The following is a 24,718-nucleotide window of genomic DNA, read 5'->3' on the forward strand; positions in this document are numbered from 1 at the left end:
GACAGCGACCCGCTCACAAGCTAGTGTGCAGATACACGAGATACAAGACACGTGATAGTGGAGGCGGTTGATGCTGGCGGCGCGGCCCCGTACCGACCTCGGTGCGCTGACCCGGCTCACCGAACTCGCCGACTACATCGTGCCGCTCACCATCCGGGTGATCGCCCAGCTCGGCGTCGCCGACCAGCTCGTCAACGGGCCGCGCCCGGTGGCCGAGCTGGCCGAGGCCACCGGCGCGCACGCCCCGTCGCTGCTGCGCGCCCTGCGGGCGCTCGCCGGCAAGGGCATCTTCACCGAGGTCGAACCCGAGGTGTTCGGCCTGACCAAGCTCGCCGAGCCGCTGCGCACCGACCACCCGCTGTCGCTGCGCGACGCGTACCCGCTGCTGGAGCCCGACATCGAGGCGTGGGCCCACTTCGACCACAGCATCCGCACCGGAGAGGCGTCGTTCGACCAGGTCCACCCCGAGGGCTACTGGCCGTACATGGCCGCCCATCCGCACGACAGCGCCCGCTTCGACGCCTCCCAGCAGGCGGCCACGCGGCTGGAGCTGCGGGCCGCGCTGCCCGCGTACCCGTGGGGTGAGCTGACCACAGTCGTCGACGTCGGCGGCGGCAACGGCGCCTTCCTCGGCGGCATCATGGCCCGCTTTTCGCAGTTGCAGGGCACCCTGTTCGACCTGCCGCACGTGGTCGCCGAGGCCGAACCGGTGCTGCAGAAGCTCGGCGTGGCCGGGCGGTGCACGGTGACCGGCGGCAGCTTCTTCGAGACCATCCCGGCCGGCGCGGACGCGTACCTGCTCAAGCGGATCCTCTACGGCTGGGACGACGACAACGCCGTACGACTGCTGAGCGCCGTGCGGGCGGCGATGCGGCCCGACAGTCGGCTGCTGGTGCTGGAGCCGGTGGTCGAGGCCGGCGACCGCTTCGACGTGGGCCGCCTCTACGACCTGCTCCTGCTGGCCATGGTCGGCGGCGGCGCCCGCTCCCGCGAGCACATCGAACGGCTGCTGGACGCCGCCGACCTGCGGCTGGCGCGCAGCGTGCCCACCATGATGTTCCCCATCCTCGAGATCGTCGCGAAGACGGAGGCGTGAGCGATGCGACTGGTCGTGGACTTCTCCCGCTGCGAGAGCAACGCGGTCTGTGTGGGGCAGGCGCCGGAGGTGTTCGACGTCGGTGAGGACGACCGTCTGCACATCACCGAACAGCCCCTGGAGGGCTCGCTGGCCAACCGGGTGCGCGAGGCCGCCCGCCGCTGCCCGAAGCAGGCGCTGTCCGTCGTGGACGACTGACGACGTACCCGATCCCGGCACGCCCGTGCCTGCACCGGGTCGAGGACGTAGGGGCTACGCCTGCGCATCGGATCCTTTGCTCTGCTTCAACGGAGGCAACACCCGGTGTCCGGATAACGGACGCGTGGTGTTGCGTGGGTTGAAGCAGAGCAAAGGACGGGCCTAAACATCCCCCGCCGCCCGCCGCCCGCGAAGCGCGGTGGCGTCGGAGCTAGCGGACGGCGTACGCCTCCCGGATGGCCGTCCAGACCCGCTCGGCGGTCACCGGCATGTCGATGTGCCGCACGCCCAGGTGGCGGACGGCGTCGACCACGGCGTTCTGCACCGCCGGCGGAAGTCCCACCGCACCCGACTCGCCCAGGCCCTTGGCGCCCAGCGCGTTCACCGGAGTGGGGGTCTGCGTCGCCACCGTCTCGAACGAGGGCAGCTCGGCCGCGCCGATCATGGCGTACCGGTGCAGGTCACCGTGCAGGGGCGTGCCGTCGGCGGCGAAGCGGACCTCCTCCACCAGCGCCTGACCGGCGCCCTGCGCCAGGCCGCCGTGCACCTGCCCCTCGGCCAGCAGCGGGTTGAGCAGCACACCCGCGTCGTCGACGGCCACCACCCGCCGCAGGGTCACCTGACCGGTCTCGGTGTCGACAAGCACCACCGCCAGGTGCGCGCCGAACGGGCAGGTCGCCGCCGTTGGCTGGAAGGTCGCCACCGCCGACAGCCCACCGTCAGGCCCTTCGGCGGTGGCCAGCTCGGTCCAGTGGACGACGTGCCCGGTGGTCGAGCGGAACCGTCCCTCGGTGTACTCCACCTCGTCGCGGGCCACGCCCAGGTGTCCGGCCGCCGCGTCCCGGCCCCGCTCCATGAGGGCCAGGGCCGCTTCGCGGACCGCCATGCCGCCGGTCTGCAACGACCGGGACCCTCCGGTGCCGCCACCCGCCGGGACCGTCGCGGTGTCGGAGTGGCGTACGTCGACGCGGTCCAGCGCCACGTCGAGCACGTCGGCGGCGAGCATCGCCCACGCGGTGACGTGGCCCTGCCCGTGCGGGCAGGTGCCGGAGTGGACGGTGAACCGGCCGGTGGTGTCGACGCGGATCGAGGCGTACTCGCTGCGGGTGTCCGCGCCGGTGATCTCCACGAAGGTGGACAGGCCGATGCCGAGCTGCTGGACGTCGCCGCGCTCGCGGCGGGCCGCCTGCTCGGCGCGTAACGCCGGGTAGTCGGCCTCGGCGAGCACCCGATCCAGCGCCGCCGGGTAGTCGCCGGTGTCGTAGCGGGCGCGGGTCACCGTGGTGACCGGAAAGCTCTCCGGCGGCAGCAGGTTGCGCCGACGCACCTCGGCCGGGTCCAGGCCGATCTCCGCCGCGTACACGTCGACCATCCGCTCCAGCGCGGCGACGGCCTCCGGCTGCCCGGCGCCCCGGTACGACACCACGGGCGTGGTCGTGGTGGTGACGCTGGACGAGCTGAACTTCGCCCGGCTGATCGCGTACGGGCCGGTGAGCATCGTCCGGGTCCAGAACGGCAGGATCGCGCCGATGCGCGGGTACGCCCCGGCGTCCTGCACGACCTCCAGCGCGTACGACACGATCCGCCCGTCGCGGGTGCCGCCCAGCTCGGCGCTCTGGTGCTGGGCCCGGCCGTGCCCGGCGGCGGTCATGCTCTCGCTGCGGGTCTCCGCCCAGCGCACCGGGCGGCCGAGCCGACGGCTGGCCCAGGCGACGAGGACGTCCTCCCGGCTGGCGAACGCCTTGGAGCCGAACGCCCCGCCGACGTCGCCGTTGACCACCTGGACCCGGTCCTCCGGCTCACCGAGGGCCGCCGCGAGCTGGCCGCGCCACAGATGCACGGCCTGACTGCCGGCGCGGTAGCGCAGCCCGTCCGGCCCCCACTCGGCCTGCCCGGCGCGGGCCTCCAGGGGGCAGGGCGCGACCCGGGGGTTGCGCATCCGCTGCCGGACGACCACCTCGGCGCCCTCGTGCAGCTCGGCGCGTCCGGCCGGGCGCCGAAAGCCCAGTTTGAGCACCATGTTCGTGCCGGCCTCGGGGTGCAGCACCAGCTCGTCGGCGAGGGCCTCCTCGACGTCCACCAGGGCCGGCAGGGGCGCGATATCGGCCGCGACGAGGGCGGCGGCGTCGACCGCCTCGGCGCGGCTGGTCGCCAGCACCGCGGCGACGGGTTCGCCGACGAAGCGCACCACGCCGTCGGCGAGCACCGGGGTGGTCATCTTCTGGTTCAGCACCCCGGCCTCGGGGGGCAGCGGCGGCAGGTCCACGTCCGCCGCCGTGAAGACCGCGACCACGCCGGGGGCTCGGCGGGCGGCGTCGGTGTCCACGCCCCGCAACCGGCCGTGGGCCACCGTCGAGCGGACGATGACCAGCTCCAGCGAGTCGGGCACCCGTACGTCGTCGACGTACGTGCCGCCGGTGGTGAGCAGGGCGCGGTCCTCGGTACGCCGGACCGGTCGGCCGATCAGTGACATCTGCGACTCCTGGTTGCTGCGGCCCGGCGCCCGCTCAGGCGGGGGTGACGGCGAGCGGGATCGACGCGTACGACCGGAAGAGGGCGCTGGGCTCGCGGACCGGGTCGGCGGCCAGGTCGATGTCGGTGAGCCGGTGCGCGAGCCGCTCGAAGACGACAGCTCCCTCGATGCGGGCCAGCGCGGCGCCGAGGCAGCCGCGTACGCCCCCGCCGAAGCCGACGTGCGGGTTGGGGTGCCGGCCGATGTCGACGCGAGCGGGGTCGGCGAAGACGTCCTCGTCGTGGTTGGCGCAGCCGAGCAGGAGGAAGACCGACCGGCCGGGCCGGATCACCCGGTCGCCGACCGGGATCGGGGCCAACGCCAGCCGCGCGGTGTACTGGATCGGGGCGTCGAACCGGACGAACTCCTCGGCCGCGGTGGCGGCCAGCGACGGGTCGGCGCGCAGCCGACGCCACTCGTCGGGCCGGTCGGCCAGGGCGATGCTGCCGGTGCAGACCATGTTCATGGTCGTCTCGTAGCCGGTGAAGCAGAGGAAGACGATGTTGTCGACGACCTCGTCGATCCCCTCGGCGGGGTCCGCCACGGCGAGCATCCGGTCGAGCAGGTCGCCGTTCGGATCGGCGTGTCGGTCGGCGAGCAGGTCGCGGACGTACCCGCGCAGCCAAGCGAGGGCCTCGTCGGCCGCCGCGCGGTCGGCCTCGGGCACGAACGGCGTGAAGGCCCGGCCCAGCGCCGCCGAGCGGGGCCAGACCTCGGCCCGGGTCCGCGCCGCCGGCAGGCCGATGAGTTCGCACACGACTGTCGCGGCGACCGGAAACGCCAGGTCGGCGACGGCGTCCAGGCGGCCGGCGTCCAGCGCCGGGGCGAGCAGTTCGTCGACGAGGTCGCCGACGCGGCTCGCGGTGCGCCGGGCCACGCCGGGGCTGAACGCGCGGACGATCTGCTGGTGCAGCCGGCTGTGGTCGTCCGGATCGCGGGTGGGGATGATGCGGCGGAACACCTCGCGGGAGAGATCCTGTGCCATCCGGAACTGCGGGTCGTCCTCCGGGAAGGTGTTGCTCAGCCGGCGGTCGCGCAGCAGCGCGGCCACGTCCCGGTGCCGGGTCACGCCCCAGCTCGCCGGCCCGAAGCGGCACAGCGGGCCGGCCGCCCGCATCCGCGCGTACGTCGGGTAGGGGTCGGCGACGACCTCGGGCGCGAGCGGGTCCATCCGCGCCGGCAGGACGCGGCCGGCGGGGCTCACGGCCGCACCGCCACGGGCACGCTGGCGTACGAGCGCAGCGTCCCGTCGGTCTGCCGGCGGGCCGGGCCGGCCGGGGTCAGCGTGCCGAAGGTGCGCAGCAGGGTCTCGAACGCGACCTGCGCCTCCACCCGGGCCAGGTAGCCGCCGAGGCAGTGGTGGATGCCGCCGCCGAAGGACAGGTGCGGGTTCTCCGCGCGGGTGATGTCGAGGCGGTCCGGGGCGGCGAACTGGTCGGGGTCGCGGTTGGCGCTGCCCAGCAGCAGGATCAGCACCCGGCCGGCGCGGATGGTGCGCTCGCCGACGTCCAGATCCTCCCGGGCGAGGCGGGCGACGCCCTGGATCGGGGCGTCGTAGCGCAGGAACTCCTCGACGGCCCGGGGGGTCAGGGTCGGGTCCGACCGGAGCAGGGCGAGCTGGTCGGGGTGATCGAGCAGGGCGGCCACCCCGGTGGCGATCAGGTTGGTGGTGGTCTCGAAGCCGGCGAAGAAGGCGAACACCGCGTTGTCCACGATCTCGTCGTCGCCGAGCACGGCGCCGTCGTCGTCGGTCGCGGCCAGCATCCGGGACAGCAGGTCCTCACCGGGTTCGGCGCGACGCCGCTGAAGGATCTCACCGAGGTAGCCGCGCAGCCACTCGACCGCCCGGTCGGCGGCCGGGCGGTCGTCGTCGGGCACGATCGCGGCGAACGCCTTGCTCAGGTCCAGCGCGTACGGGCGGATGCGCTCGTGGTCGGCCGGCGGGATGCCCATCAGGGCGCAGACCACCATCACCGGCAGGGGAAAAGCGAGATCCGAGACCGCGTCGAAACGTCCGGTGCGGGTCGCCGGGGCCAGCAGCTCGGTGACCATCTGCTCGATGCGGGGGCGCAGCCGGCGGACCAGGGCGGGGCTGAACGCCTTGGCCATCAGGCGCCGCAGCCGGCCGTGCTCGGGCGGGTCGCGGTAGAGGATGATGCTGCCGAAGAAGTCGCCGGCCGCGCCGTCGCCGGCCGACATCCGGTGGTAGGCGGCCGGGAACTCGCTGCCCAGGCGCGGGTCGCGGACCAGCCGGGCGACGTCGGCGTAGCGGGTGACACCCCAGCTGCCGGGGCCCATCCGGCACAGCGGGCCGGCCGCCCGCAGCGCCGCGTAGGTGGGATAGGGGTCGGCCACCACCGCGGGATCACGGGCGTCGAATCTCGGCGGCATGCCGGTACGGGCCGAGGTCATGCCCGCCAGTATGCTCAACCAAAGATACGAGAAACAAGTACTTCCGAGATACGCGAAACACTATTAGGCTTCCGAGCCATGACCGAGACCGTGGTGAGCGCTGACCCCCGGATCATCGCGATGGAGTTGCTGATGAAGGCCCCGGCCACCGTCAGCAGCCCGTACCCGCACTACCACGCGCTGCGGACCGCGGCGCCCAAGTACCGGATGGAACAGCCCGGTCAGGGTGTGGGTTGGGTGCTCACCGCGTACGACGACTGCCGGGCCGCGCTGCGCAACCCGTCGCTGGACAAGTCCGCGCAACGCCCCCGGATGGGCGACTCCCGTGGCCGCGAGGGCGCCCGCACCCTGCTGTTCCTCGACGGGCCGGAGCACACCCGGCTGCGCGGGCTGGTCAGCCGGGTGTTCACCCCGCGGCGTACCGAGACCCTGCGCCCCCGACTGACCGCCTTCGTCGACGGGCTGCTCGACGACATCACCGCCCGCATCGGCCCCGGTGGCGGCGAGGTCGACATCGTCGGCTCGTTCGGCTTCCCGCTGCCGGTCATGGTGATCGGCGAGCTGGTCGGCGTGCCGCCGGAGGACTGGCCGCTGCTGCGCCGGCTCACCCGCGCCGCGTCCGGCGGGCTGGAGATCTTCGCCCCGGAGGAGGTGCTCAAGGCATCCGATCAGGCGCTCGGCGAGATGGAGGAGTACTTCGCCGACCTGGTCCGCAAGCGCCGTGAGGATCCCCGCGACGACCTCGCCTCCGCGCTCGGCCAGGTCGAGATCGACGGTGACCGGCTCTCGGTCGACGAGCTGATCCAGGTGATCGTGCTGCTCTTCGGCGCCGGCTTCCAGACCATGACCGACCTGATCGGGCTCGGCACGCACGCGCTGTGCCGCAACCCCGACCAGTTGCAGCGGCTGCGCGCCGAACCGGAGCTGACCCGCTCCGCGGTCGAGGAGCTGCTGCGTTTCGACTCCCCGGTGCACGTGCTGGGCCGGGCCGCCTTCGAGGACACCACCTTCGTCGACGGCACCCCGCTCAAGAGCGGCGAACACGTCATCACCCTGATCGGCGCGGCCAACCGTGACCCGGCCCGCTACGCCGACCCGGACCGGCTCGACATCGCCCGTTTCGCCGGCGCCGAACCGCCGGAGACGCCGCTGTCGTTCGCCTGGGGCCCGCACCACTGCCTCGGCGCGCAGCTCGCCCGCGCCGAGGGGCAGATCGCCTTCCGCCGCCTGGTGGACCGGTTCGCGGTCATCGAGCTGGCCGACCCGGACGCCGACGAGATCGACCTCGAATGGCGGCACAGCAGCACGTTCCGGGGCCTGGAGGAGCTGCGCGTCCGGCTCGTCCCGGCCTGAGCACCAGCGAACCACCACGCGCCGACCAGGAGGGGGAGTCCATGCCGGAGGCGGTGATCGTCGAGGCGGTGCGGACGCCGATCGGCCGGCGCGAGGGTGCGCTGTCCGGCCTCAAGGCCGTGCAGCTGCTGCGGCACGTGCAGGTCGAGGTGCTGCGCCGCTCCGGCATCGCACCCGGCGAGGTGGAGCAGATCATCGGCGGTTGCGTCACGCAGGTCGGCGAGCAGAGCCTCAACGTCACCCGCAACGCCTGGCTCAACAGTGGACTCGACTACGAGGTCGCGGCGAGCACCGTCGACGCCTCCTGCGGCTCCGCGCAGCAGGCCAACCACCTGATCGCGGCGCTCATCACCGCCGGCGCCATCGACGTGGGCATCGCCTGCGGCGTGGAATCGATGAGCCGGGTGCCCGTCGGCACCAACCTCTACCAGGGGCCCGGCCACTACAAGACACCCGACTACCCGTACGACGATCCGCCGAAGGCGCAGTTCGGCGGCGCCGAGCGGATCGCGGCCCGGCAGGGGCTGACCCGCGCGGACGCCGACGCCTACGGGCTGCGCTCGCAGCAGCGCGCGGCGCGGGCCCGCGACGAGGGCCGCTTCGACCGGGAGATCACGCCCGTGCCGCTGCCCGACGGCAGGTCGGTCGACGCCGACGAGGGCATCCGCGACACCACGGCGGAAGGGCTGGCCGCCCTGCGTCCGGTGCTCCCGGACGGCATCCACACCGCCGGGACCACCTCGCAGATCTCCGACGGCGCCGCGGCGATCCTGTGGATGTCGCGGGAGCGGGCCGACGCGCACGGCCTGCGGCCCCGGGCCCGGCTGGCGCACCAGGTCGTCACCGGCGCCGACCCCTACTACCTGCTCGACGGCCCCACGGTGGCCACCCGCAAGCTGCTCAAGCGCGCCGGCATGACCCTCGACGACATCGACGTCGTGGAGGTCAACGAGGCGTTCGCCGCGGTCGTGCTGTCCTGGGCCGCGCACCACGACGCCGACCTGGACCGGGTCAACGTCAACGGCGGCGCCATCTCGCTCGGGCACCCGCTGGGCAGCAGCGGCACCCGGCTGCTGGTGACCGCCCTGCACGAGCTGGAACGCGCCGACGGCGAGGCAGCCCTGGTCACCATGTGCTGCGGCGGCTCGCTCGGCACGGCGTCGCTGCTGGTGCGGGAGTAGGCGGCATGGACACCGAGACGCGCACCGCGCCGGCCCGCGACGCCGCGGCCTTCTACGCCGACGCCCGCCACGACCTGACCGGGCCGTTGCACGGCGTACGGGTCCTGGACGTCACGAAGGTCTGGTCCGGCCCCATCGCGAGTTGCGTCCTGGCCGACCTCGGCGCGGACGTCCTGCGCGTGGAGATGCCCGGCAACCGGGAGGGGTTGATGCCCCCGGACATTCCCGGCACCGGCCTGTCCTGGTTCCGCCAGAGCGTGCACCGCAACAAGCGCAGCATCGGGCTCGACCTGCGCCGCCCCGGCGCGGCCGAGGTCTTCCTGCGGCTCGTCGCCACCGCGGACGTGGTGGTGGAGAACTACAAGCCCGGCACGCTGGACGCCTGGGGCGTCGGCTACCAGGCGTGCCATGCGGTCCGGCCGGACGTGGTGCTGGTCTCCGTCTCCGGCTACGGCCAGTACGGCCCGGACGCGCAGCGACCCGGGTACGACCCGACCACCCAGGCGGCCGCCGGCTGGATGGCGCTCAACGGCGACCCCGACGGCGCTCCGCTGAAGGCGCCCACCTTCCTCGCCGACGACCTCGCCGGGCTGCACGCGGTGATCGGCGCGCTCGCCGCGCTGCGCCACCGCGACCGCACCGGCGAGGGTCAGCACGTCGACGTGAGCATGCTCGACTCGCTGCTGTTCTCCAGCAACGGCTACCTCACCCTCGGTGCGACCGGGGTGCCGCTGCGCCGCTGGGGCGACCAGGCCGACTTCGTGGTGCCGGCCGGCTGCTTCCGGTGCGCCGACGGCCACGTCTACGTGGCGGTCGCCCTGGACCGCTCCTGGCGTCGCCTGGCCGAGGTCGTCGGCCGCCCGGAACTGGCCCGCGCGCCCGGGTACGCGACGAACGAGGAACGCCGCGACAACCGCGCCACGGTCAACGCTGTCCTCGCCGACTGGTGCGCCGGGCGGAGTTGCGCCGAGGTGGTCGACATCCTCGACGCCAACGGGATCACCGCCGAGCGGGTGCGGACCTTCGCCGAGGCCGCGACCGACCCGCAGGTGCACGCCCGGGCCATGGTGCAGGAGACGGTGCTGTCCAACGGCAGCACCGCGCCACTGACCGGGCCGGCGGTCAAGTTCTCCCGGACACCGACCGCCGTCCGCTCCGGCGCCCCCGAGCCCGGCGCGGACACCGACCGGGTTCTCGACGAGGTGGGCGTCGACGCGGCCACGCGGGACCGGCTGCGCGCGCAACGGGCCATCGGATGAGCAGGGGGTGACATGACAACGGCAGGCGACGCGCCGCGCTGCGCGCTGGTGACCGGGGTGTCCCGGGGAATCGGCCGGGCCGTCGCGCTGCGACTCGCGGCGCAGGGGTATGCGGTGGCGGGCTGCTACAGCGCGCCGAGCGAGGCCGCGGACAAGACCCGGGCGGAGGTCGAGGCGTACGGGGTCGGGTCGTGGTTCGGGCCGTGCGACGTGACCGACCCGAACGCGGTCGACGCGTTCGTCACCGCCGCCGAGCGGCACCTCGGGCCGCTCACCGCGCTGGTCAACAACGCCGGCATCACCCGGGACCGGCCGCTGGTGCTGATGGCCCCGGACGAGTGGCACGACGTGATCGGCACCAACCTCACCGGCACCTGGAACACCTGCCGGACCGTCGCGTTCCGCTTCCTCAAGCGACGCCGCGGCGCCATCGTCAACCTGTCCTCGGTGGCCGGGGTCACCGGCAACACCGGGCAGACCAACTACGCCGCCAGCAAGGCCGGCATCATCGGGCTCAGCCTGTCGCTGGCCAAGGAGGTCGCCGGGTACGGCGTACGGGTCAACGTCGTCGCCCCCGGTTTCATCGAGACCGACATGACCGCCGCGCTGCCGGCGAAGCTGCGCGAGCAGGCGTTGGGGCAGATCCCGCTGGGCCGCTTCGGTGCGCCCGCCGACGTCGCCGACCTGGTCGAGTTCCTGCTCTCCGACCGCGCCGGCTACGTCACCGGCCAGGTGATCCGGGTGGACGGGGGGATCGTGCTGTGACCGCCGCACCCGCGTTCAGCGCCGCGACCCGCCCCGTCGACACGTACGAGGCCGCTGCGGCGCCTCTGCCGGCCATCGACTGGGTCGAGGTTTCCGCCGGGCCGCGCGGCGGGATCAGCCTGCGCGCCGGCACCACAGTCGACGCCGCCGACGTCTACCTGGCCGGGCACTTCCCCGAGCTGACCGTCTATCCGGGCGTGTTCACCCTGGAGACGATCGGGCAGGCCGTGACGTCGGCCGTCGGCTACTGCGCCGGCCGGCTGCCCCAGCTGCACCGGTTGCGCTCCGCCCGGTTCCTCGCCCCGCTGCTGGCCGGCGACACGCTCACCGTCGAGGCGTCGGTCGGCCCGGTCGGCGACGACCAGTCCTTCGACGTCGCCGCCCGGTGCGTACGCGGCGACGGGGTCCACGCGGCGACGGTGCGCGCCGTCTACCGCTGGCCGAGCGCGGACGGCGGGAACGCCTGATGAGACTCGAACACGGCGAGCTGCGGGCCCTGCTGCCGCACCGGTACCCGATGCTGCTGCTCGACCGGGTCGACAGCGTCGAGCCGGGAGTGCGCCTGGAGGCCGTGAAGGCGGTCACCGGCTGCGAGCCCTGCTATCGGGGGATCGCCGAGGGGCAGGCCCCCGACCGGTACGCCTACCCGGCCTCGCTGCTGATCGAGTCGTTCGGTCAGGGCGCGGCGGTGCTCTGGCTGCTGTCGCGCGGGCCGGGCACGACCGGGCTGCCGATGTTCACCGCGGCCCGGGACTGCGTGCTGCTGCGCCCGGTGTACCCGGGCGACGTGATCCGGCACCGGGTTCGACTGGAACAGGTCGTGCACGGTGCCGCGTTCGCCGCCGGATCCAGCTGGGTGGGGACCGACCAGGTGGCGGAGTTCGGCTCGATGATGGCGGTCGTCCGACCGGTCGACGCCATCGCGGAGCGGAAACGATGAGAGGAAGAGGGAACCCCGATGAGTGAACGCGACCAGCACATGGCGGAGCTGCGGGAGATCGTGGCGGAGGTGCTCGAGTTGGAACCCGAGGAGGTCGCCGACACCGCCGACTTCGTCGAGGAGTACGAGGCGGACTCGTTGCGGGCGATCGAGATCCTGGCCCGGATCGAGAAGAAGTACAAGGTGGAGATCCCGCAGGCCGAGTTGAACGAGATGCGCAGCCTCAAGGCCGTCCACGAGGTGGTGGCGCGACACGCCGGCTGGCAGGACTGACCGTGCACCGCGTGGTCGTCACCGGGCTCGGGCCGGTGTCCGGCATCGGCATCGGCGTGAACGAGTTCACCGCCGGGCTGCGCTCCGGCCGGTCGGCCGCCGCGCCCATCACGAGCTTCGACGCGAGCGGATTCCCGCACCACTTCGCCGGTGAGGTGCCCGCGTTCCGGCCGGAGACGCTGCTGCGGAGGCTGCGGGTCGCCGACTGGGGCCGCTCGGCGCTGTTCGCGGCGGCGGCCGCCCGGCTGGCCGCGATGGACGCGGGTCTGTCGCTGCCGGCCACCGACCCGGCGCGCGTCGGCGCGGTCGTCGGCACCACCAGCGGCGAGTCCACGGTGGTGGAGCAGCTGACCGCCGAGCTGGTGGCCGGCGGGTACCCGGCCATGTCCGCCGAGGCGCTGCGGCAGGCGCCGGCTGAGCGGCTGTCCTACGCGGTGAGCGCGGAGCTGGGGCTGGCCGGGGAGTCGGTCACCCTCACCACCGCCTGCTCGGCCAGCAACTACGCCATCGGGTACGCGTACGACCTGTTGTGCTGGGGTGAGGCGGACGTGATGGTGGCCGGCGGCGCCGATTCGGTGTGCCGGTGGGCGCATGCCGGCTTCTACCGGCTCGGCGCGCTGACCGAGCGGGCCTGTCGACCGTTCGACCGGGACCGCTCCGGCATCCTCACCGGTGAGGGCGGTGCGGCTCTGGTGCTGGAGACCCTGGAGCACGCGCAGGACCGGGGCGCCCGGATCTACGCCGAGGTGCTCGGGTACGGCGTCAACTGCGACGCCCACCACATGGTCGCGCCCAACGAGGAGAGCGTCGCGGCGTGCATGCGGCTGGCCCAGGAGAACGCCGGCGTCAAACCGGAGGACATCGACTACATCAGCACGCACGGCACCGGCACACCCGCCAACGACCTGTGCGAGGCGCGGGCCATCCGGGCGGTGTTCGGCGACCGGGTGCCGCCGGTCAGCTCGATCAAGTCGATGCTCGGCCACACGATGGGCGCGGCGAGCGGGTTCGGCGCGATCGCCACCACGCTGGGCATCCGGCACGGGTTCCTGCCCCCGACCATCAACTGGGCCACCCCCGACCCGGAGCTGTCGTGGATCGACCCGGTGCCGAACACGGCCCGGCCGGCCACGGTGCGGGTCGCGCAGAACAACGGCTTCGCGTTCGGCGGCAACAACGCCATCACGATCTTCGGGGCGATCCGGTGACCGGCCTGGTGACCGGCTGGGGAGTGCTCAGCGCGGCCGGGGACTCGGTCACCGAGCTGCTGGCCGCCGTCCGCGCCGGCACGGTCGTCGGCGTCGACGTGCGCGACCGCTTCGACGAGCCGCTGCCCACCGAGCAGGCGCCGGCGATCGCCGACTTCGACGTACGCCGGCTGCTGGGCCGCAAGGGCACCAGCTTCCTGGACCGGGCGACCGCGCTGGCCATGGTGGCCTGCGGGCGGGCGCTGGCCGACGGGGGCCTCACCCCCGACGACGACAACCGGCACCGCGTCGGCGTGGTGCTGGGCACCACCACCGGCAGCCTGAAGTCGACGATGGACTTCTCCCGCGAGACGCTGGTGCAGGACAAGCCGTACCTGGTCAACCCGGTGTTGTTCCCGAACACGGTGATGAACTGCGCCAGCGGCCAGGCCGCGATCCGCTACGGGCTGCGCGGCGTCAACGCCACAGTGGCCGGCGGCCCGCTCGCCTTCCTGTACGCGCTGCGCTACGCGCTCAACGCCCTGCGCCGGGGGTACGTCGACGCCCTGCTTGTCGGCGGGGTCGAGGAGTACACGCCGAACACGGCGTGGGCGGCGCAGCTGACCGGCGCCGGCCCGGCCGGTGAGGCCGCGGCGGTCTACCTGCTCTGCCGCCCGACGCCCGGCCGCACCGGGGCGCCGCGCGCCCAGGTGCTCGCGGTGGCCACCGGTTTCCAGCCGGAGCCCAGCGTCGACGGGCTCGCCGGCTGCGTACGTCGGGCGCTGGCCACGGCGAAGGTCCGACCGGCCGACGTGTGGGCGATCGCGAGCGGCGATCTCGACGCCGACAGCCTGTCCGAGGTGGTGCCGACGGCCGCGCAGCGGTTGTCGGTGCGTCCGGCGCTCGGTGACTGTCAGTCCGCCACCGGCGCGCTGGCGCTGGGCGTGCTGCTGGGCCGCTACGCCGAGGACCCGGACGCGCGCGGTCGGCCCGCGCTGATCGTCGGGCGGTCCCGCGACGGCGCGGTCGCCGCGGCCGTGGTGCGGGGGTAGGACATGGCCGCCACCATCACCGCCACAGCGGTCCGTACCTGCTTTGGCGACGGCCCGGCCACCGTCGCGGCGCTGCTGCGCGGCGCGTGCGGCGCCGCCGGGCTGCGGCGGTCGGACCCGGCCCGGGTGGGGGTCGGCCACGGCTACCCGATCGACGACGATGGCCCGTTCGGCCCGAGCCGCTGGCTGACCGACTGCGTGGCCGAGGCCGTCGCCGCCGCCGGCCTCGATCCCCGTCGACAGCGGGTGGTCGGTCTCGTCGGCACCGGGCTGCGCGAGTCGGCCGAGGTGGAACGGGCGGCGCTGGCGGGCTCGGTGGACTTCCCCACCGAGCGGCTGCACTTCGCCGCCGCCGTCGCCAGCGCGGCACCCGGCGTGCGGCAAGTGGTCACCCTGGCCAACGCGTGCAGCGCCGGCGGTTCCGCCCTCGCCCTGGCCCAGGACCTGGTGGAGACCGGCGAGGCGGACGCCGTGCTGGTCGGCGGCACCGACGGCAGCAGCGCCTCCATGCTCGCGATGATCGGCCGGGTGGCCGCCCGCCCGACCAGCCGGGTGCAGCCCTTCGACGCCGACCGGGCCGGTGTGCTGCTCGGCGACGGCGCGGCGGTGCTGGTGGTCGAGCCGGAACGACCCGGCGGGCTGGCCCGGCTGCTCGCCACCGGGCTGTCCTGCGACGCCGGACACGAGACGGCGCCCGATCCGGCGGGCATCCTGCGGGCGGTCCACGACGCCCACCACCGCGCCGCGCGCCGGCCCGACCAGGTCGACCTGGTGCTGGCGCACGGCACCGGCACGACGCTGAACGACGAGACCGAGGCGCGGGTCATCGCCGAGGTGTTCGCCGGTTGCGAGCCCGGCCCCCTGGTCACCGCCCTCAAGGGCGCCGTCGGCCACACGTCGGGAGGATCGGCGCTGCTCAGCGTCGCTGTCGCCGTCGAGATCCTGCGCACCGGCCGGGTGCCGCCGGTGGTCGGGCTGACCCGGCCGGCGTCCGAGGCGGCCGCGCTGCGGCTGGTCCGCGACGCGGCCGTGCGGGCGGACGTCCGGGTGGCTCAGGTGGACGCGTTCGGCTTCGGCGGTCTCAACGCCGTCACCCTCCTGGAGGCGGTGCGATGACCGGCCGCGCCCACGCCGGGCACCTCGCCCCGACGCCGGATCGCAGCGTGCCGCCGTCCGCGTCCCGCCGGCCGGGCCAGGTGACCCGGCCGGGACGGTCCACGGCGGACACGCCGCCCGGGGCCGACCCGGATCGACCGGTGGCCGCCGTTCTCGCGGCGGCACTGCATTTGCCGGGAGTCGACCTGCCGACCGGTGTGGGCGAGGCGTGGGCCGCTGAGAATCCCGCCTGCCCACCCGAGCGGGCCGCCGACCTGCTGGGCCGCAAGGGTCTGCTGGCCAAGGAGCCGGCCACCCGGCTCGCCCTGTGCGCCGTGCATCGGGCGCTGGGCCGCGCGCCGAAGGCGCCCCGCCCGAGCGGGCCGGCGGATCCGCGTACCGCCGTGGTGGTCAGCTCCAACCTGGGCAACGTCGCCACCGTCGGCGACATCGCCCGCCGACTGCGCGAGGGCGGCCCGCGCGAGGTCGGCCCGTTGGAGGCGCCGAACGCCTCCAGCAACGTCATCGCCGGCGCGATCGCCATCTGGTTCCGCTTCGGAGGCCCCAACCTCACCGTCTGTTCCGGGGCCACCGCCGGCCTGGACGCGATCTGGCTGGCCGGGCTGCTGCTTCGTACCGGCCGCGCCGACCGGGCCGTCGTGGTCGGCACCGAGCCGGACGACCCGCAGGCCCAGGCCCTGCACGCCGCCCGGGACGGCGCCACCGCCGCCCGCCCGCTGCGCGCCGGGGCGGCCTGCCTGCTGCTCGGCCGGGTCGACGCCGCGCCGCACCCGTTGGCCCTGCTGGGGCCCGTGCGGGCGGGCGTACCCGTCGACGGCACACCACGCGGCCCGCTGGTCGACGCGGCCGCCGTGGCGGGCGACCACTACGGCGCCGCGGGGGTCGTGCACACCGCCCTGGCCGTACGCCTGGTCGGCGCCACCCCGAACGTCACGGTCCGCTGCGGCGACCCCGTCGACGGCATGCGCGAACTCGACGTCCGGACGGCGCGGCGATGAGCGGCACGCCACCGGCGGTCGCCGTGCACCGGCTCGCCGGCCCGGACACCGGAACGCCGACCGTGCTGCTCGCGCACGGTATGTCCGACGCCTGGCGCAGCTGGCGACCCCTGGCGCAGCGGCTGCCCACCGGTTGGCGGCTGCTCGCGGCCGAGTTGCCGTGGAAGGCCGGCACCGATCACCGCTGGCGGCGTCGGGGCACCCCGGGCGCCTGGCTCGCCGCCGCCATCCGTGCCCTGGCCACGCCCCCCGACGTCGTGGTCGGCCACTCGCTCGGCGCGAACGCGGTGCTGGAGATGCTCGCCACCGAACCGGACGTCGCGCCGCGCGGGGCGATGCTCATCGCGCCGTTCTACTGCCCGCCCGACCTGGCGGTCACCTGGGCGGTGCACGAGCGGGCGCAGGCCAACTTCGTCCAGATCATCGACGAGGGGCTGCGCCACCGCCTCGGCCCCCGGCTGGCCGACCTGGACGCGGAGACCCTGACCGCCATGCGGGACATCATGGTGGACCGGATCGGGCCGGTCGGCTTCACCACGCTGTTCGACCACTTCACCGCGACCGCCGGCCTGCCGCTGCACGCGGTGACCGTGCCGACCATGGTGCTCACCGGTGGCCGGGACCCCGGCCTCGACGGCCCGCGCGTCGGCGCGCTGCGGGCCGAACTTCCCGACGCGCACGTCGTCGTGGAGCCGGATTTTCACCACTTCTGTCATCTCGACCGGGCGGCCGAGGTGGCCCGACACGTCGCGGGCTTCGTCGAGAAGGTCTGCCCCGACTCCGCGATCCGAGGAGGTACGCCGTGACCACGGCGGTTGAGAACGCATCCGTGACACTGTCGGCCCGGCCCGGGTTCGAGGGCGCGAACATCCGCACCTGGATCGGCTTCAAACACTTCGCGTACCTGGTGGAGCAGGGTGTGCTGCAGTGGTTCCGGGAGCGGGGGCACGGGCCCGGCCGGCTCTACCACGAGCACGGGGTGGGGCTGTCGATCCGGGACTGTTCGCTGCTGCTGCCCGCCGTCCTCGACGTCGACGACACCGCGACGGTGGTGGCGAGCACCGCCGCCAACGGTCGGTTCGCGGTGCGGATGGGTGTGCGCCGCGACGCCGACGTGACCGTGTGCCGGGCCCGGGTGCGGGTGGCCCTGGTGCGGGAGGCGGACGTACCGCAGGCGGCGCCGCTGCCGGCGGAGCTGGCCGGCCTGGTCGAGGAGCCGGCCCCCGGCGAGCCGGGCGCCCCCGCCGGCGCGGACCCGGCCGATGAGTTGCGCGCCGCCGGGGCGGGATTCGTGTGGCCGTGGCGGGTGCCCTACTTCTACTGCCAGTACTCGCAGCGGATGCAGCACTCCGGGTACGTCCGGCTGCTGGAGGAGGTGGTGGACCGCTACCTCGCCGACCGGGGTGTGTCGGTGGGCCGGATGCTGCGCGAGCGGGGCTGGATCCCGGTGGTCTCCCGCGCCCGCATCGAGGTGCTCGGCGACGCCCACCTCGACGAGCCCGTGTGGGTCAGCTTCACCGTCACCGACGTGCTCAAGGACGTCACGTACGACGCGCGGATGGACTGCCACGTCGTCCGCGACGGTCGCCTGGTCCGGGTGGCGACGGCCAGCATCCTGCACGGGTACGCGGTCAGCCGCGGCCCGGAGGCGGGCCGGCTCGCCACCCTCGACGGGGACACCGTGGCGGCGTTGACCGGCGGGCGGCGGTGATGGCCACCAAGCAGCCCCGCCTGTACTTCTCCTTCCGCAGCCCGTACAGCTGGCTGGCCGTGGAGCGGCTGACCCGGGCGCTGGGCCGGCCGCAGGAGGTGCTGGAGTTCATCCCCTACTGGGACCCGGACGCGCGGACCGAGGAGGCGCTGACCGCCCGTGGCGGCGCCTTCCACTACGTGCAGATGAGCAAGCCGAAGCACCTGTACCTGCTCCAGGACGCCAAGCGGCAGGCCCAGCGGCTGGGCCTGGCGATGCGCTGGCCGATCGACATCGACCCGTGGTGGGAGGTCCCGCACCTGGGCTGGCTGGCCGCCCGGGAACAGGGCGCGGGGGAGGCGTTCTACCGGGAGGTGATCGCCGCCCGCTGGCAGCGGGGCGAGGACGTGTGCACCCCCGAGGTGATCTCCGAGGTGGCCGAGCGGGCCGGGGTGGACCCGGCGGTGGTGCTCGGCGCGGTGGAGGACGAGACCGTCCGGGCGGCCGGGGCGCAGTGCCTGCTGCGGGCGTACGAGGAGGACATCTTCGGCATCCCCTACCTGCGGCTGGGTCCACACCGGTTCTGGGGCGTGGACCGGGTCGACGACTTCCTCGCCGCGTACGCCGAGCGGACCGGCGCGCCGGTCGCGCCCCCCGCGGTGCCGGCGGGCGTGGGCGGGTACGACACCGACACCGGAGGCGGCTGTGGCTGAGCGACGAGACCCGGAACAGGAACGCGCCCACCGCCGCCGGCAGTTGGTCCTCACGCTGCGCGCGTTCGCCCTCGCGGGGTTCGACGAGGGCGCTGGCGGCCACGTCACCGCCCGGGACCCGATCGAGCCGGACACCTTCTGGATCAACCCGTTCGGCCGGCACTTCGCCCATGTGCGCGACGACGACCTGCTGCGCGTCGACCACACCGGCGACGTGGTCGACGGCTCCGGCCGGATCAACCCCGCCGGGTACGCCATCCACTCGGCCATCCACAAGGCCCGCCCGGACGTGGTGGCCGCCGCGCACACCCACTCGATCCACGGTCGGGCGTTCTCGGCGCTCGGCCGGCCGCTCGCGCCGATCACCCAGGACGCGTGCGCCTTCTTCGAGGACCACGAGGTCCACGACGAGTACGGCGGCGTCGTCCTCGACGGCGCGGAGGGTGACCGCATCGCGGCGACGCTGGGCACCGGCAAGGCCGTCGTCCTGCGCAACCACGGGCTGCTCACCGTCGGCGGCTCGGTGGCCGAGGCGGCCTGGTGGTTCCTGGCGATGGACCGCTGCTGCCAGGTGCAGCTGCTCGCCCAGGCGGCCGGCGAGCTGGTGGTGATCCCCGCCGACGCGGCTCGGGCCGCGCGGGCGGACATCGGCACCGCGCAGATCGCCCGACTGAACTTCCGGCCGGTCGCGGAGCACGTCCTGGCTGTCAGCCCCGACCTCACGCACGGCACCACGCCCAGACAGGAGTGACGAGTGGCCGAGCTGCTGAAGACCATGGTCCGGGACCGGGCCGGCGACGTCGCGCTGACCGACGAGCGGACCACCCGGACGTGGGCGGAGCTGGACCGGTCGGTGGACCGGTGGATCGGCGTGCTGCGCGGGGCCGGCCTGGACGTCGGTGACCGGGTGGCGTTCGTGCTCGGCAACCGGCACGAGACGTTCGAGGCGCTGCTCGCCTGCGTGCACGCGGGTCTGGTGGCGGTGCCCGTCAACTGGCACCTCACCGCGCCGGAGATCGCCCACATCCTGACCGACTGCGGCGCGCGGGCGGTGCTCACCGAGGCGGCGTACGCGCCGACGGTGCGCGACGCGGTGGCGCGTACGCCGGGCGGCCCCGACCTGCTGGTGACTGTCGACGGCGGGGACGGGTTCACGGCGGTGGACGACCTGCCGGCGGGCCCGGGCGTCCCGGCGCTCTCCGGCGGCGTGCTGCTCTACACCTCGGGCACCAGCGGACGCCCCAAGGGAGTGGTCAACCCGCTGCTCAAGGTGGGCGCCCCGATCGACCGGGTGGCCGCCACCACCGAGGCGCTCGGCGGCGGCCTGGGCATTCCGACGCAGGGGCAGGCGCTGCTGGTCGGTCCCTGGTACCACTCGGCGCAGTTGTTCTTCGCCCAGTTTCCGCTGCTGCGCGGCTGTGGGCTGGTGCTGCGCCGCGGGTTCGACCCGGTCGAGGTGCTGCGCGTGATCGACGACGAGAAGATCACCATCAGTCATCTGGTGCCGACCCAGTTCATCCGCCTGCTGCGGGTCGACGCGGGGACCCGGGCGGCGTTCTCCGGCGCCAGCCTCGCCCGGATCTGGCACGGCGGCGGCCCCTGCCCGCCGGAGACCAAGCGGGCGATGATCGAGTGGTGGGGGCCGGTGTTCGTGGAGTACTACGCCGCGACCGAGGCCGGCATCGTCACCCTGGCCGACTCGCACACCTGGCTGGCCCGGCCGGGCACGGTGGGCCGGCCGGCGCCGCCGACCGAGGTGGTGGTGGTCGACGACGAGGGCCGGCCGGTGCCCGCCGGGCAGGAGGGCCGGGTGGCCGTGCGGCGGCCCCCGGGCCGGGGGTTCCACTACCACAACGCTCCGGAGCAGACCGAGCAGGCGCACGTCGCCCCGCACACCTTCACCGTCGGCGACCTGGGCCACCTGGACGCCGACGGCTACCTGTTCCTCACCGGCCGCTCGGCGGAGCTGATCGTCACCGGCGGCGTGAACGTCTATCCCGCCGAGGTGGAGGCGGTGCTGTCGACGCACCCCGCCGTGCAGGACAGCGTGGTCATCGGGGTGCCGGACGACGAGTTCGGCGAGCAGGTCCGGGCGGTGGTGCAGCTCGACCCGACGTGGCCGACCCGGGGCGTCGAGCAGGCCCTCGACGCGCACTGCCGGACCAGCCTGGCCGGCTTCAAGGTGCCGCGCTCGTACGAGGTGGTCGACCGGATCCCGCGCGAGCCCACCGGCAAGGTGCCCCGCCGGGCGTTGCGGGACCGCTACCGGCGGGCCACGGTGTCGCCGGGCCTGCTCGCGGACCCGGCGACCTTCCTGACCGGCGTGCCGCACGACGAGTTCGCCCGCCGCCGACGGGAGGCGCCGGTGGCCTGGGTCGAGGAGGTCGAGCTGACCCGCACCGACCAGGACCGGTCGGTGCGGTCCCGGGGGCCGGGTTTCTGGGCCGTCACCCGCCACGCCGCGGTGTCCGCGGTGTCCCGTGACCCGGCGACGTTCTCGTCGGCGGCCGGCGGGGCGTTCCTCGCCGACCCCCGGACCCCGGAGGATCTCGACCGCAACCGGCAGCTTCTGATCAACATGGACGCGCCGGAGCACGCCTGGGTGCGGCGGCTGGTGGCGGGGGCGTTCACACCCCGCGCGGTGGGTCGCCTCGGTGAGCTGGTGACCGGGCATGCCGAGGAGGTCGTCGCCCGGGCGGTGGCCGCGCGCGACATCGACGTGGTGGCGGACCTCGCGGCCGAGCTGCCGCTGCTCGTCCTCACCGACCTGCTCGGTGTGCCCCGGGCGGACCGGCGGTTGCTGTTCGAGTGGAGCAACAACCTGGTCGGGTTCGACGATCCCCGCTACGGCGGTGGCAGCGTGCAGCGCTACCGGGACACCTTCGCGGCGGCCTTCTCCTACGTCCGGCAGCTGGCGGCCCAGCGACGGGCCGCGCCCACCGACGACCTGCTGAGCCTCCTCGTGCACGCCGAGGCCGACGGCCGGGGCCTGACCGACGCGCAGCTGTGCCAGCTGTGGCTGCTGCTGGTCATCGCCGGCAACGAGACCACCCGGCACCTCATCTCCAACGGGGTGCAGGCGTTGCTGGAGCATCCCGAGCAGCGGGACCGGCTGATCGCCGAGCCGGACTTGACCGCGAGCGGGGTGGAGGAGCTGCTGCGCTGGGTCACGCCGATCATGCAGTTCCGGCGCACCGCCACCCGCGACACCGTCCTCGACGGAACCCGCATCGCCGCCGGGGACAAGGTCGTCGTCTACTACATCTCGGCCAACCGGGACCCGGCGGCGTTCACCGATCCCGACCGGCTGGATCTCGCCCGCGATCCCAACCCGCACCTGGCGTTCGGTATCGGTCCGCACTTCTGTCTGGGCGCGCACCTGGCGCGGCTGGAGATGGCGGCCTTTCTCACCGCGATCCGTCCGCATCTGGGCCGGCTCCGACTGACCGGGCCGGTACGCCGGATGCGGACCAACTTCATGAACGCCGTCACCGCGATGCCCGCGCGCTTCGACGTCGCGCCGGAAGGGGAGTGACCCCATGCCACTGGACCTGCACTGGTTCCTGCCGACGCACGGAGACGGCCGTGACCTGGCCGAGCCCGCCCGCGGTGGCGGAAGCCGGCCGGCCCGGATCACCCGCCGCCCGCCGGATATCGGCTATCTGGCGCAGGTGGCGCGCGCCGCCGACGGGTTGGGTTTCGCCAGTGTGCTCACGCCCGCCGGGCTTTTCTGCGAGGACCCGTGGGTGGTGGCGTCCGCGCTGGCCGCGCAGACGCAACGGCTGAAGTTCATGATCGCGTTACGGCCGGGGCTCGCCTCGCCCACGCTTGTCGCCCAGATGGCCGCGTCCCTGCAACGTGTCTCGGCGGGCCGGGTGCTGCTCAACATCGTGGCCGGCAGCGACCCGGACGAGCAGCGCCGCTACGGCGACTGGCTGGACCACGACGCCCGCTACGCCCGCGCGGAGGAGTTCCTCACCGTGCTGGGTGGACTGTGGACCGGCCAGCCGGTCGACCACAGCGGCGAGCACTACCGGGTGAAGGCCGCCCTGCTGGCCCGGCCGCCGGCCACCGCCCCGGCCGTGTTCCTGGGCGGGTCCTCGCCAGCGGCGCAGCGGGCGGCCGCCCGGCACGCGGACGTGTACCTGGCCTGGGGTGAGACACCGGCCCAGCTCGGCGAGCTGCTGGGTCGGGCACGTGAGCAGGCGGCGGAGGCCGGCCGCACGCTGCGCACCGGGAGTCGACTCCACGTGATCACCAGGGACACCGCGCGGGAGGCGTGGGCCGAGGCGGACCGTCTCCTCGCCGGCGTCGACCAGGCGCGGATCGCCGCCGCTCGGCAGCGCTTCGCGCGTACCGACTCGGAGGGCCAGCGGCGGGCGGCGGCGCTGCACGCGGACGGCAACGCCCGGATGGAGGTGTACCCGAACGTCTGGGCGGGCTACTCCCTGATCCGGCCCGGTGCCGGCGCGGCGCTGGTGGGCAGCCACGAGGAGGTCGCGGAGCGGATCGCCGAGTACCACGCCGCCGGGGTGGACCATCTGATCCTGTCCGGGCAGCCACACCTGGAGGAGGCGTACTGGTTCGGCGAGGGCGTGCTGCCGCTGCTGCGCCACGACGGTCTCCTGAGTGGCGGGGCCGACGCGGACGACGGGGCCGGCACGCACGACGGGGCCGCCCGGCGGACCCCGGAGCTGGCGGTGGGCCGATGACCGGGCCGGTCGCGGAGTTGCCGATGACCGCGCTGATCGGCAACCCGAAACCCCATTCCCGTACGCGGACCGTCGCGTTGGCCACCGCGGCGGCACTGCATTCCCGACTGACCCACGGCCCGACCCCCGTCGGAACGCCGACGGTGATCGACCTGGCCGAGCTGACGGCCGAGCTGGTCGGTCAGGGCAGCCGGCCGGAGACGCTCGACGAGGTGCTGGAGGCGGTACGCCGACCGGGGCTGCTGCTGGTGGCCAGCCCCACGTTCAAGGCGGCGTACAGCGGCTTGCTGAAGCTCTTCGTCGACGTGCTGCCCCGGGGTGCGCTCACCGGGGTGGTGGCGGTGCCGTTGATGACCGCCGCCCGGTCCGGTCACCGGCACATCGTCGACACCTACCTGGGCGCCCTGCTGGCCGAGGTGGGCGCGTGCGTGCCCACGGCGGGCCTGTGCGTGCTGGAGCGCGAGTTCGACACGGCGGAGGTCGGCATCGAGCGCTGGTTGGACCGGGCGACGCCGGCGGTGGTGGACGCGCTGGCCGTGGTGCCCGGCGTGCCGGCCGAGCCCGGAGTCAGCCGGCGCTGACCTCGGTGTCGTGCTTGCGGCGCATCCGGCTGATCCAGCCCTGTGCCGTGTGCACCGGAACGTCGAAGTGCTCGGCGACGCGGCTGATCGTGCCGACCTGCTCGTAGACCGCCTCCAGGTCCGCCGGGTCGGGCGCGCGGCGGTACGCGCGACCGGCCTTGAGTCGGCTGAGCCGGTCCGGTTCGCCGGCCCGGCGTGCCGGTCGGGGCGGCTGCGGCCGGGGTGCGGTGGTCGTCGCGGTGGTCGCGGGGACCGGCCCGACCGTCACGGCCGGACGGGGTGCGGCCTCGGCGCGACTCCGGTCCCGGTCCTGCGGGGGGATGAAGGCGCGCAGCAGGGCATCGAAGTCGACGTACGGCAGCTCGCCGGTCAGACCGGCGCTCTGCGGCGCGCGGACGGTGAGCTCCCGCACGACCGGGTGGCCGTTGCCGGTCTCCAGACGCACGACGGTCTGGGCCACCGGGCCGGTGATCTCCTCACCGTCGTCCTCCACGGGCACGATGGTGATGATGTATTGACTCACGACGATGCCTTTCCTGCGCATCTCCGGGCGAGCCAGTGCGGCTTCCGGCCCCCCGGTCAGCCCTGTCGGGTTTGACCGGTGGTGGGAGACAAGATATCAGATTCCCGCAGGCAGAAGGCGAGATATCCGACACTCGCCACGGGACGCCTATCCTTCA

24 protein-coding genes are annotated in these 24,718 nt (G+C 74.2%); 20 read left to right on the forward strand and 4 right to left on the reverse strand.

The window, feature by feature from the left end; all coding sequences use genetic code 11:
• The first annotated feature begins 70 nt into the window (after nt 1-70).
• Nucleotides 71-1,096 (forward strand): methyltransferase, encoded by a 1,026-nt coding sequence (locus ABZU46_RS05385; RefSeq protein ID WP_354855231.1) that lies wholly within the window; start codon nt 71-73, stop codon nt 1,094-1,096.
• A gap of 3 nt (nt 1,097-1,099) precedes the next feature.
• Nucleotides 1,100-1,294: a ferredoxin gene (locus ABZU46_RS05390; protein ID WP_234584997.1), complete on the forward strand. Its 195-nt coding sequence runs from the start codon at nt 1,100-1,102 to the stop codon at nt 1,292-1,294.
• 211 nt (nt 1,295-1,505) lie between these two features.
• Here the strand turns inward: ABZU46_RS05390 and ABZU46_RS05395 are convergent, their stop codons facing one another.
• Genes ABZU46_RS05395 through ABZU46_RS05405 form a run of 3 tightly spaced genes read right to left on the reverse strand, consistent with a single transcriptional unit; the run spans nt 1,506 to nt 6,218 of the window.
• Entirely contained in the window at nt 1,506-3,767 is a 2,262-nt protein-coding gene (locus ABZU46_RS05395; RefSeq protein ID WP_354855232.1) for a xanthine dehydrogenase family protein molybdopterin-binding subunit, read from the reverse strand.
• Nucleotides 3,768-3,801: 34 nt separating this feature from the next.
• The gene (locus ABZU46_RS05400) at nt 3,802-5,010 is read right to left on the reverse strand and encodes a cytochrome P450 (protein ID WP_354855233.1); all 1,209 of its coding nucleotides are present in this window, start codon (nt 5,008-5,010) and stop codon (nt 3,802-3,804) included.
• Nucleotides 5,007-6,218, reverse strand: coding sequence for a cytochrome P450 (locus ABZU46_RS05405; RefSeq protein ID WP_354855234.1), 1,212 nt, complete (start codon nt 6,216-6,218; stop codon nt 5,007-5,009). The genes ABZU46_RS05400 and ABZU46_RS05405 overlap by 4 nt, the downstream gene beginning before the upstream one ends.
• 78 nt (nt 6,219-6,296) lie before the next feature.
• Here ABZU46_RS05405 and ABZU46_RS05410 point away from each other — a divergent pair, with 78 nt between their 5' ends.
• Genes ABZU46_RS05410 through ABZU46_RS05495 form a run of 18 tightly spaced genes read left to right on the forward strand, consistent with a single transcriptional unit; the run spans nt 6,297 to nt 24,038 of the window.
• Nucleotides 6,297-7,571 (forward strand): cytochrome P450, encoded by a 1,275-nt coding sequence (locus tag ABZU46_RS05410; protein WP_354855235.1) that lies wholly within the window; start codon nt 6,297-6,299, stop codon nt 7,569-7,571.
• Nucleotides 7,572-7,612: 41 nt separating this feature from the next.
• Complete coding sequence (locus tag ABZU46_RS05415; RefSeq protein ID WP_354855236.1) at nt 7,613-8,752, forward strand: steroid 3-ketoacyl-CoA thiolase; 1,140 nt, start codon at nt 7,613-7,615, stop codon at nt 8,750-8,752.
• 5 nt (nt 8,753-8,757) lie between these two features.
• On the forward strand, nt 8,758-10,011 hold the full coding sequence (locus ABZU46_RS05420) for a CoA transferase (protein WP_354855237.1): 1,254 nt from the start codon (nt 8,758-8,760) through the stop codon (nt 10,009-10,011).
• Nucleotides 10,012-10,023: 12 nt separating this feature from the next.
• Complete coding sequence (gene fabG, locus ABZU46_RS05425; RefSeq protein WP_354855238.1) at nt 10,024-10,776, forward strand: 3-oxoacyl-[acyl-carrier-protein] reductase; 753 nt, start codon at nt 10,024-10,026, stop codon at nt 10,774-10,776.
• Entirely contained in the window at nt 10,773-11,243 is a 471-nt protein-coding gene (locus ABZU46_RS05430) for a hypothetical protein (protein WP_354855239.1), read from the forward strand. The genes fabG and ABZU46_RS05430 overlap by 4 nt, the downstream gene beginning before the upstream one ends.
• Nucleotides 11,243-11,716 carry a beta-hydroxyacyl-ACP dehydratase gene (locus ABZU46_RS05435; protein ID WP_354855240.1) on the forward strand — a complete coding sequence of 158 codons (474 nt, stop codon included), beginning with the start codon at nt 11,243-11,245 and terminating at the stop codon, nt 11,714-11,716. Before ABZU46_RS05430 ends, ABZU46_RS05435 begins: the two co-directional genes overlap by 1 nt.
• Nucleotides 11,717-11,734: 18 nt before the next feature.
• A complete protein-coding gene (locus ABZU46_RS05440; protein ID WP_354855241.1) occupies nt 11,735-11,989 on the forward strand; it encodes an acyl carrier protein in 255 nt (84 codons plus the stop codon).
• 2 nt (nt 11,990-11,991) lie between these two features.
• Complete coding sequence (locus ABZU46_RS05445) at nt 11,992-13,197, forward strand: beta-ketoacyl-[acyl-carrier-protein] synthase family protein (protein WP_354855242.1); 1,206 nt, start codon at nt 11,992-11,994, stop codon at nt 13,195-13,197.
• Nucleotides 13,194-14,228: a beta-ketoacyl synthase N-terminal-like domain-containing protein gene (locus ABZU46_RS05450; RefSeq protein ID WP_354855243.1), complete on the forward strand. Its 1,035-nt coding sequence runs from the start codon at nt 13,194-13,196 to the stop codon at nt 14,226-14,228. The genes ABZU46_RS05445 and ABZU46_RS05450 overlap by 4 nt, the downstream gene beginning before the upstream one ends.
• Before the next feature lie 3 nt (nt 14,229-14,231).
• Nucleotides 14,232-15,344: a beta-ketoacyl synthase N-terminal-like domain-containing protein gene (locus ABZU46_RS05455; RefSeq protein ID WP_354855244.1), complete on the forward strand. Its 1,113-nt coding sequence runs from the start codon at nt 14,232-14,234 to the stop codon at nt 15,342-15,344.
• Nucleotides 15,341-16,342 (forward strand): beta-ketoacyl synthase N-terminal-like domain-containing protein, encoded by a 1,002-nt coding sequence (locus ABZU46_RS05460; protein WP_354855245.1) that lies wholly within the window; start codon nt 15,341-15,343, stop codon nt 16,340-16,342. The genes ABZU46_RS05455 and ABZU46_RS05460 overlap by 4 nt, the downstream gene beginning before the upstream one ends.
• On the forward strand, nt 16,339-17,148 hold the full coding sequence (locus ABZU46_RS05465; protein ID WP_354855246.1) for an alpha/beta hydrolase: 810 nt from the start codon (nt 16,339-16,341) through the stop codon (nt 17,146-17,148). The genes ABZU46_RS05460 and ABZU46_RS05465 overlap by 4 nt, the downstream gene beginning before the upstream one ends.
• Complete coding sequence (locus ABZU46_RS05470) at nt 17,145-18,053, forward strand: thioesterase family protein (RefSeq protein ID WP_354855247.1); 909 nt, start codon at nt 17,145-17,147, stop codon at nt 18,051-18,053. The genes ABZU46_RS05465 and ABZU46_RS05470 overlap by 4 nt, the downstream gene beginning before the upstream one ends.
• A complete protein-coding gene (locus ABZU46_RS05475; protein ID WP_354855248.1) occupies nt 18,053-18,745 on the forward strand; it encodes a DsbA family protein in 693 nt (230 codons plus the stop codon). The genes ABZU46_RS05470 and ABZU46_RS05475 overlap by 1 nt, the downstream gene beginning before the upstream one ends.
• The gene (locus ABZU46_RS05480) at nt 18,738-19,496 is read left to right on the forward strand and encodes a class II aldolase/adducin family protein (RefSeq protein WP_354855249.1); all 759 of its coding nucleotides are present in this window, start codon (nt 18,738-18,740) and stop codon (nt 19,494-19,496) included. Before ABZU46_RS05475 ends, ABZU46_RS05480 begins: the two co-directional genes overlap by 8 nt.
• A 3-nt stretch (nt 19,497-19,499) precedes the next feature.
• A complete protein-coding gene (locus ABZU46_RS05485; protein WP_354855250.1) occupies nt 19,500-22,280 on the forward strand; it encodes a cytochrome P450 in 2,781 nt (926 codons plus the stop codon).
• 4 nt (nt 22,281-22,284) lie between these two features.
• Nucleotides 22,285-23,457 carry an LLM class flavin-dependent oxidoreductase gene (locus ABZU46_RS05490; protein WP_354855251.1) on the forward strand — a complete coding sequence of 391 codons (1,173 nt, stop codon included), beginning with the start codon at nt 22,285-22,287 and terminating at the stop codon, nt 23,455-23,457.
• A complete protein-coding gene (locus ABZU46_RS05495; RefSeq protein WP_354855252.1) occupies nt 23,454-24,038 on the forward strand; it encodes an NAD(P)H-dependent oxidoreductase in 585 nt (194 codons plus the stop codon). The genes ABZU46_RS05490 and ABZU46_RS05495 overlap by 4 nt, the downstream gene beginning before the upstream one ends.
• On the opposite strand, the gene ABZU46_RS05500 is transcribed toward ABZU46_RS05495, so the two are convergent.
• Nucleotides 24,025-24,561 (reverse strand): hypothetical protein, encoded by a 537-nt coding sequence (locus tag ABZU46_RS05500; RefSeq protein ID WP_354855253.1) that lies wholly within the window; start codon nt 24,559-24,561, stop codon nt 24,025-24,027. The two genes, ABZU46_RS05495 and ABZU46_RS05500, sit on opposite strands and share 14 nt — an antisense overlap.
• Nucleotides 24,562-24,718: the final 157 nt, after the last annotated feature.

The organism is Micromonospora sp. NPDC005197, assembly GCF_040608295.1.
In the GTDB taxonomy this organism is placed as follows: Bacteria; Actinomycetota; Actinomycetes; order Mycobacteriales; family Micromonosporaceae; genus Micromonospora.

What these genes read in the sequence shown, in the direction of transcription:
- ABZU46_RS05385 (WP_354855231.1), top strand. Translation starts at nt 71, where the DNA reads ATGCTGGCGGCGCGGCCCCGTACCGACCTCGGTGCGCTGACCCGGCTC.
- ABZU46_RS05420 (WP_354855237.1), top strand. Translation starts at nt 8,758, where the DNA reads ATGGACACCGAGACGCGCACCGCGCCGGCCCGCGACGCCGCGGCCTTC.
- ABZU46_RS05475 (WP_354855248.1), top strand. Translation starts at nt 18,053, where the DNA reads ATGGCCACCAAGCAGCCCCGCCTGTACTTCTCCTTCCGCAGCCCGTAC.
- ABZU46_RS05435 (WP_354855240.1), top strand. Translation starts at nt 11,243, where the DNA reads ATGAGACTCGAACACGGCGAGCTGCGGGCCCTGCTGCCGCACCGGTAC.
- ABZU46_RS05440 (WP_354855241.1), top strand. Translation starts at nt 11,735, where the DNA reads ATGAGTGAACGCGACCAGCACATGGCGGAGCTGCGGGAGATCGTGGCG.
- fabG (WP_354855238.1), top strand. Translation starts at nt 10,024, where the DNA reads ATGACAACGGCAGGCGACGCGCCGCGCTGCGCGCTGGTGACCGGGGTG.
- ABZU46_RS05455 (WP_354855244.1), top strand. Translation starts at nt 14,232, where the DNA reads ATGGCCGCCACCATCACCGCCACAGCGGTCCGTACCTGCTTTGGCGAC.
- ABZU46_RS05465 (WP_354855246.1), top strand. Translation starts at nt 16,339, where the DNA reads ATGAGCGGCACGCCACCGGCGGTCGCCGTGCACCGGCTCGCCGGCCCG.
- ABZU46_RS05410 (WP_354855235.1), top strand. Translation starts at nt 6,297, where the DNA reads ATGACCGAGACCGTGGTGAGCGCTGACCCCCGGATCATCGCGATGGAG.
- ABZU46_RS05405 (WP_354855234.1), bottom strand. Translation starts at nt 6,218, where the DNA reads ATGACCTCGGCCCGTACCGGCATGCCGCCGAGATTCGACGCCCGTGAT.
- ABZU46_RS05490 (WP_354855251.1), top strand. Translation starts at nt 22,285, where the DNA reads ATGCCACTGGACCTGCACTGGTTCCTGCCGACGCACGGAGACGGCCGT.
- ABZU46_RS05390 (WP_234584997.1), top strand. Translation starts at nt 1,100, where the DNA reads ATGCGACTGGTCGTGGACTTCTCCCGCTGCGAGAGCAACGCGGTCTGT.
- ABZU46_RS05460 (WP_354855245.1), top strand. Translation starts at nt 15,341, where the DNA reads ATGACCGGCCGCGCCCACGCCGGGCACCTCGCCCCGACGCCGGATCGC.
- ABZU46_RS05415 (WP_354855236.1), top strand. Translation starts at nt 7,613, where the DNA reads ATGCCGGAGGCGGTGATCGTCGAGGCGGTGCGGACGCCGATCGGCCGG.
- ABZU46_RS05395 (WP_354855232.1), bottom strand. Translation starts at nt 3,767, where the DNA reads ATGTCACTGATCGGCCGACCGGTCCGGCGTACCGAGGACCGCGCCCTG.
- ABZU46_RS05495 (WP_354855252.1), top strand. Translation starts at nt 23,454, where the DNA reads ATGACCGGGCCGGTCGCGGAGTTGCCGATGACCGCGCTGATCGGCAAC.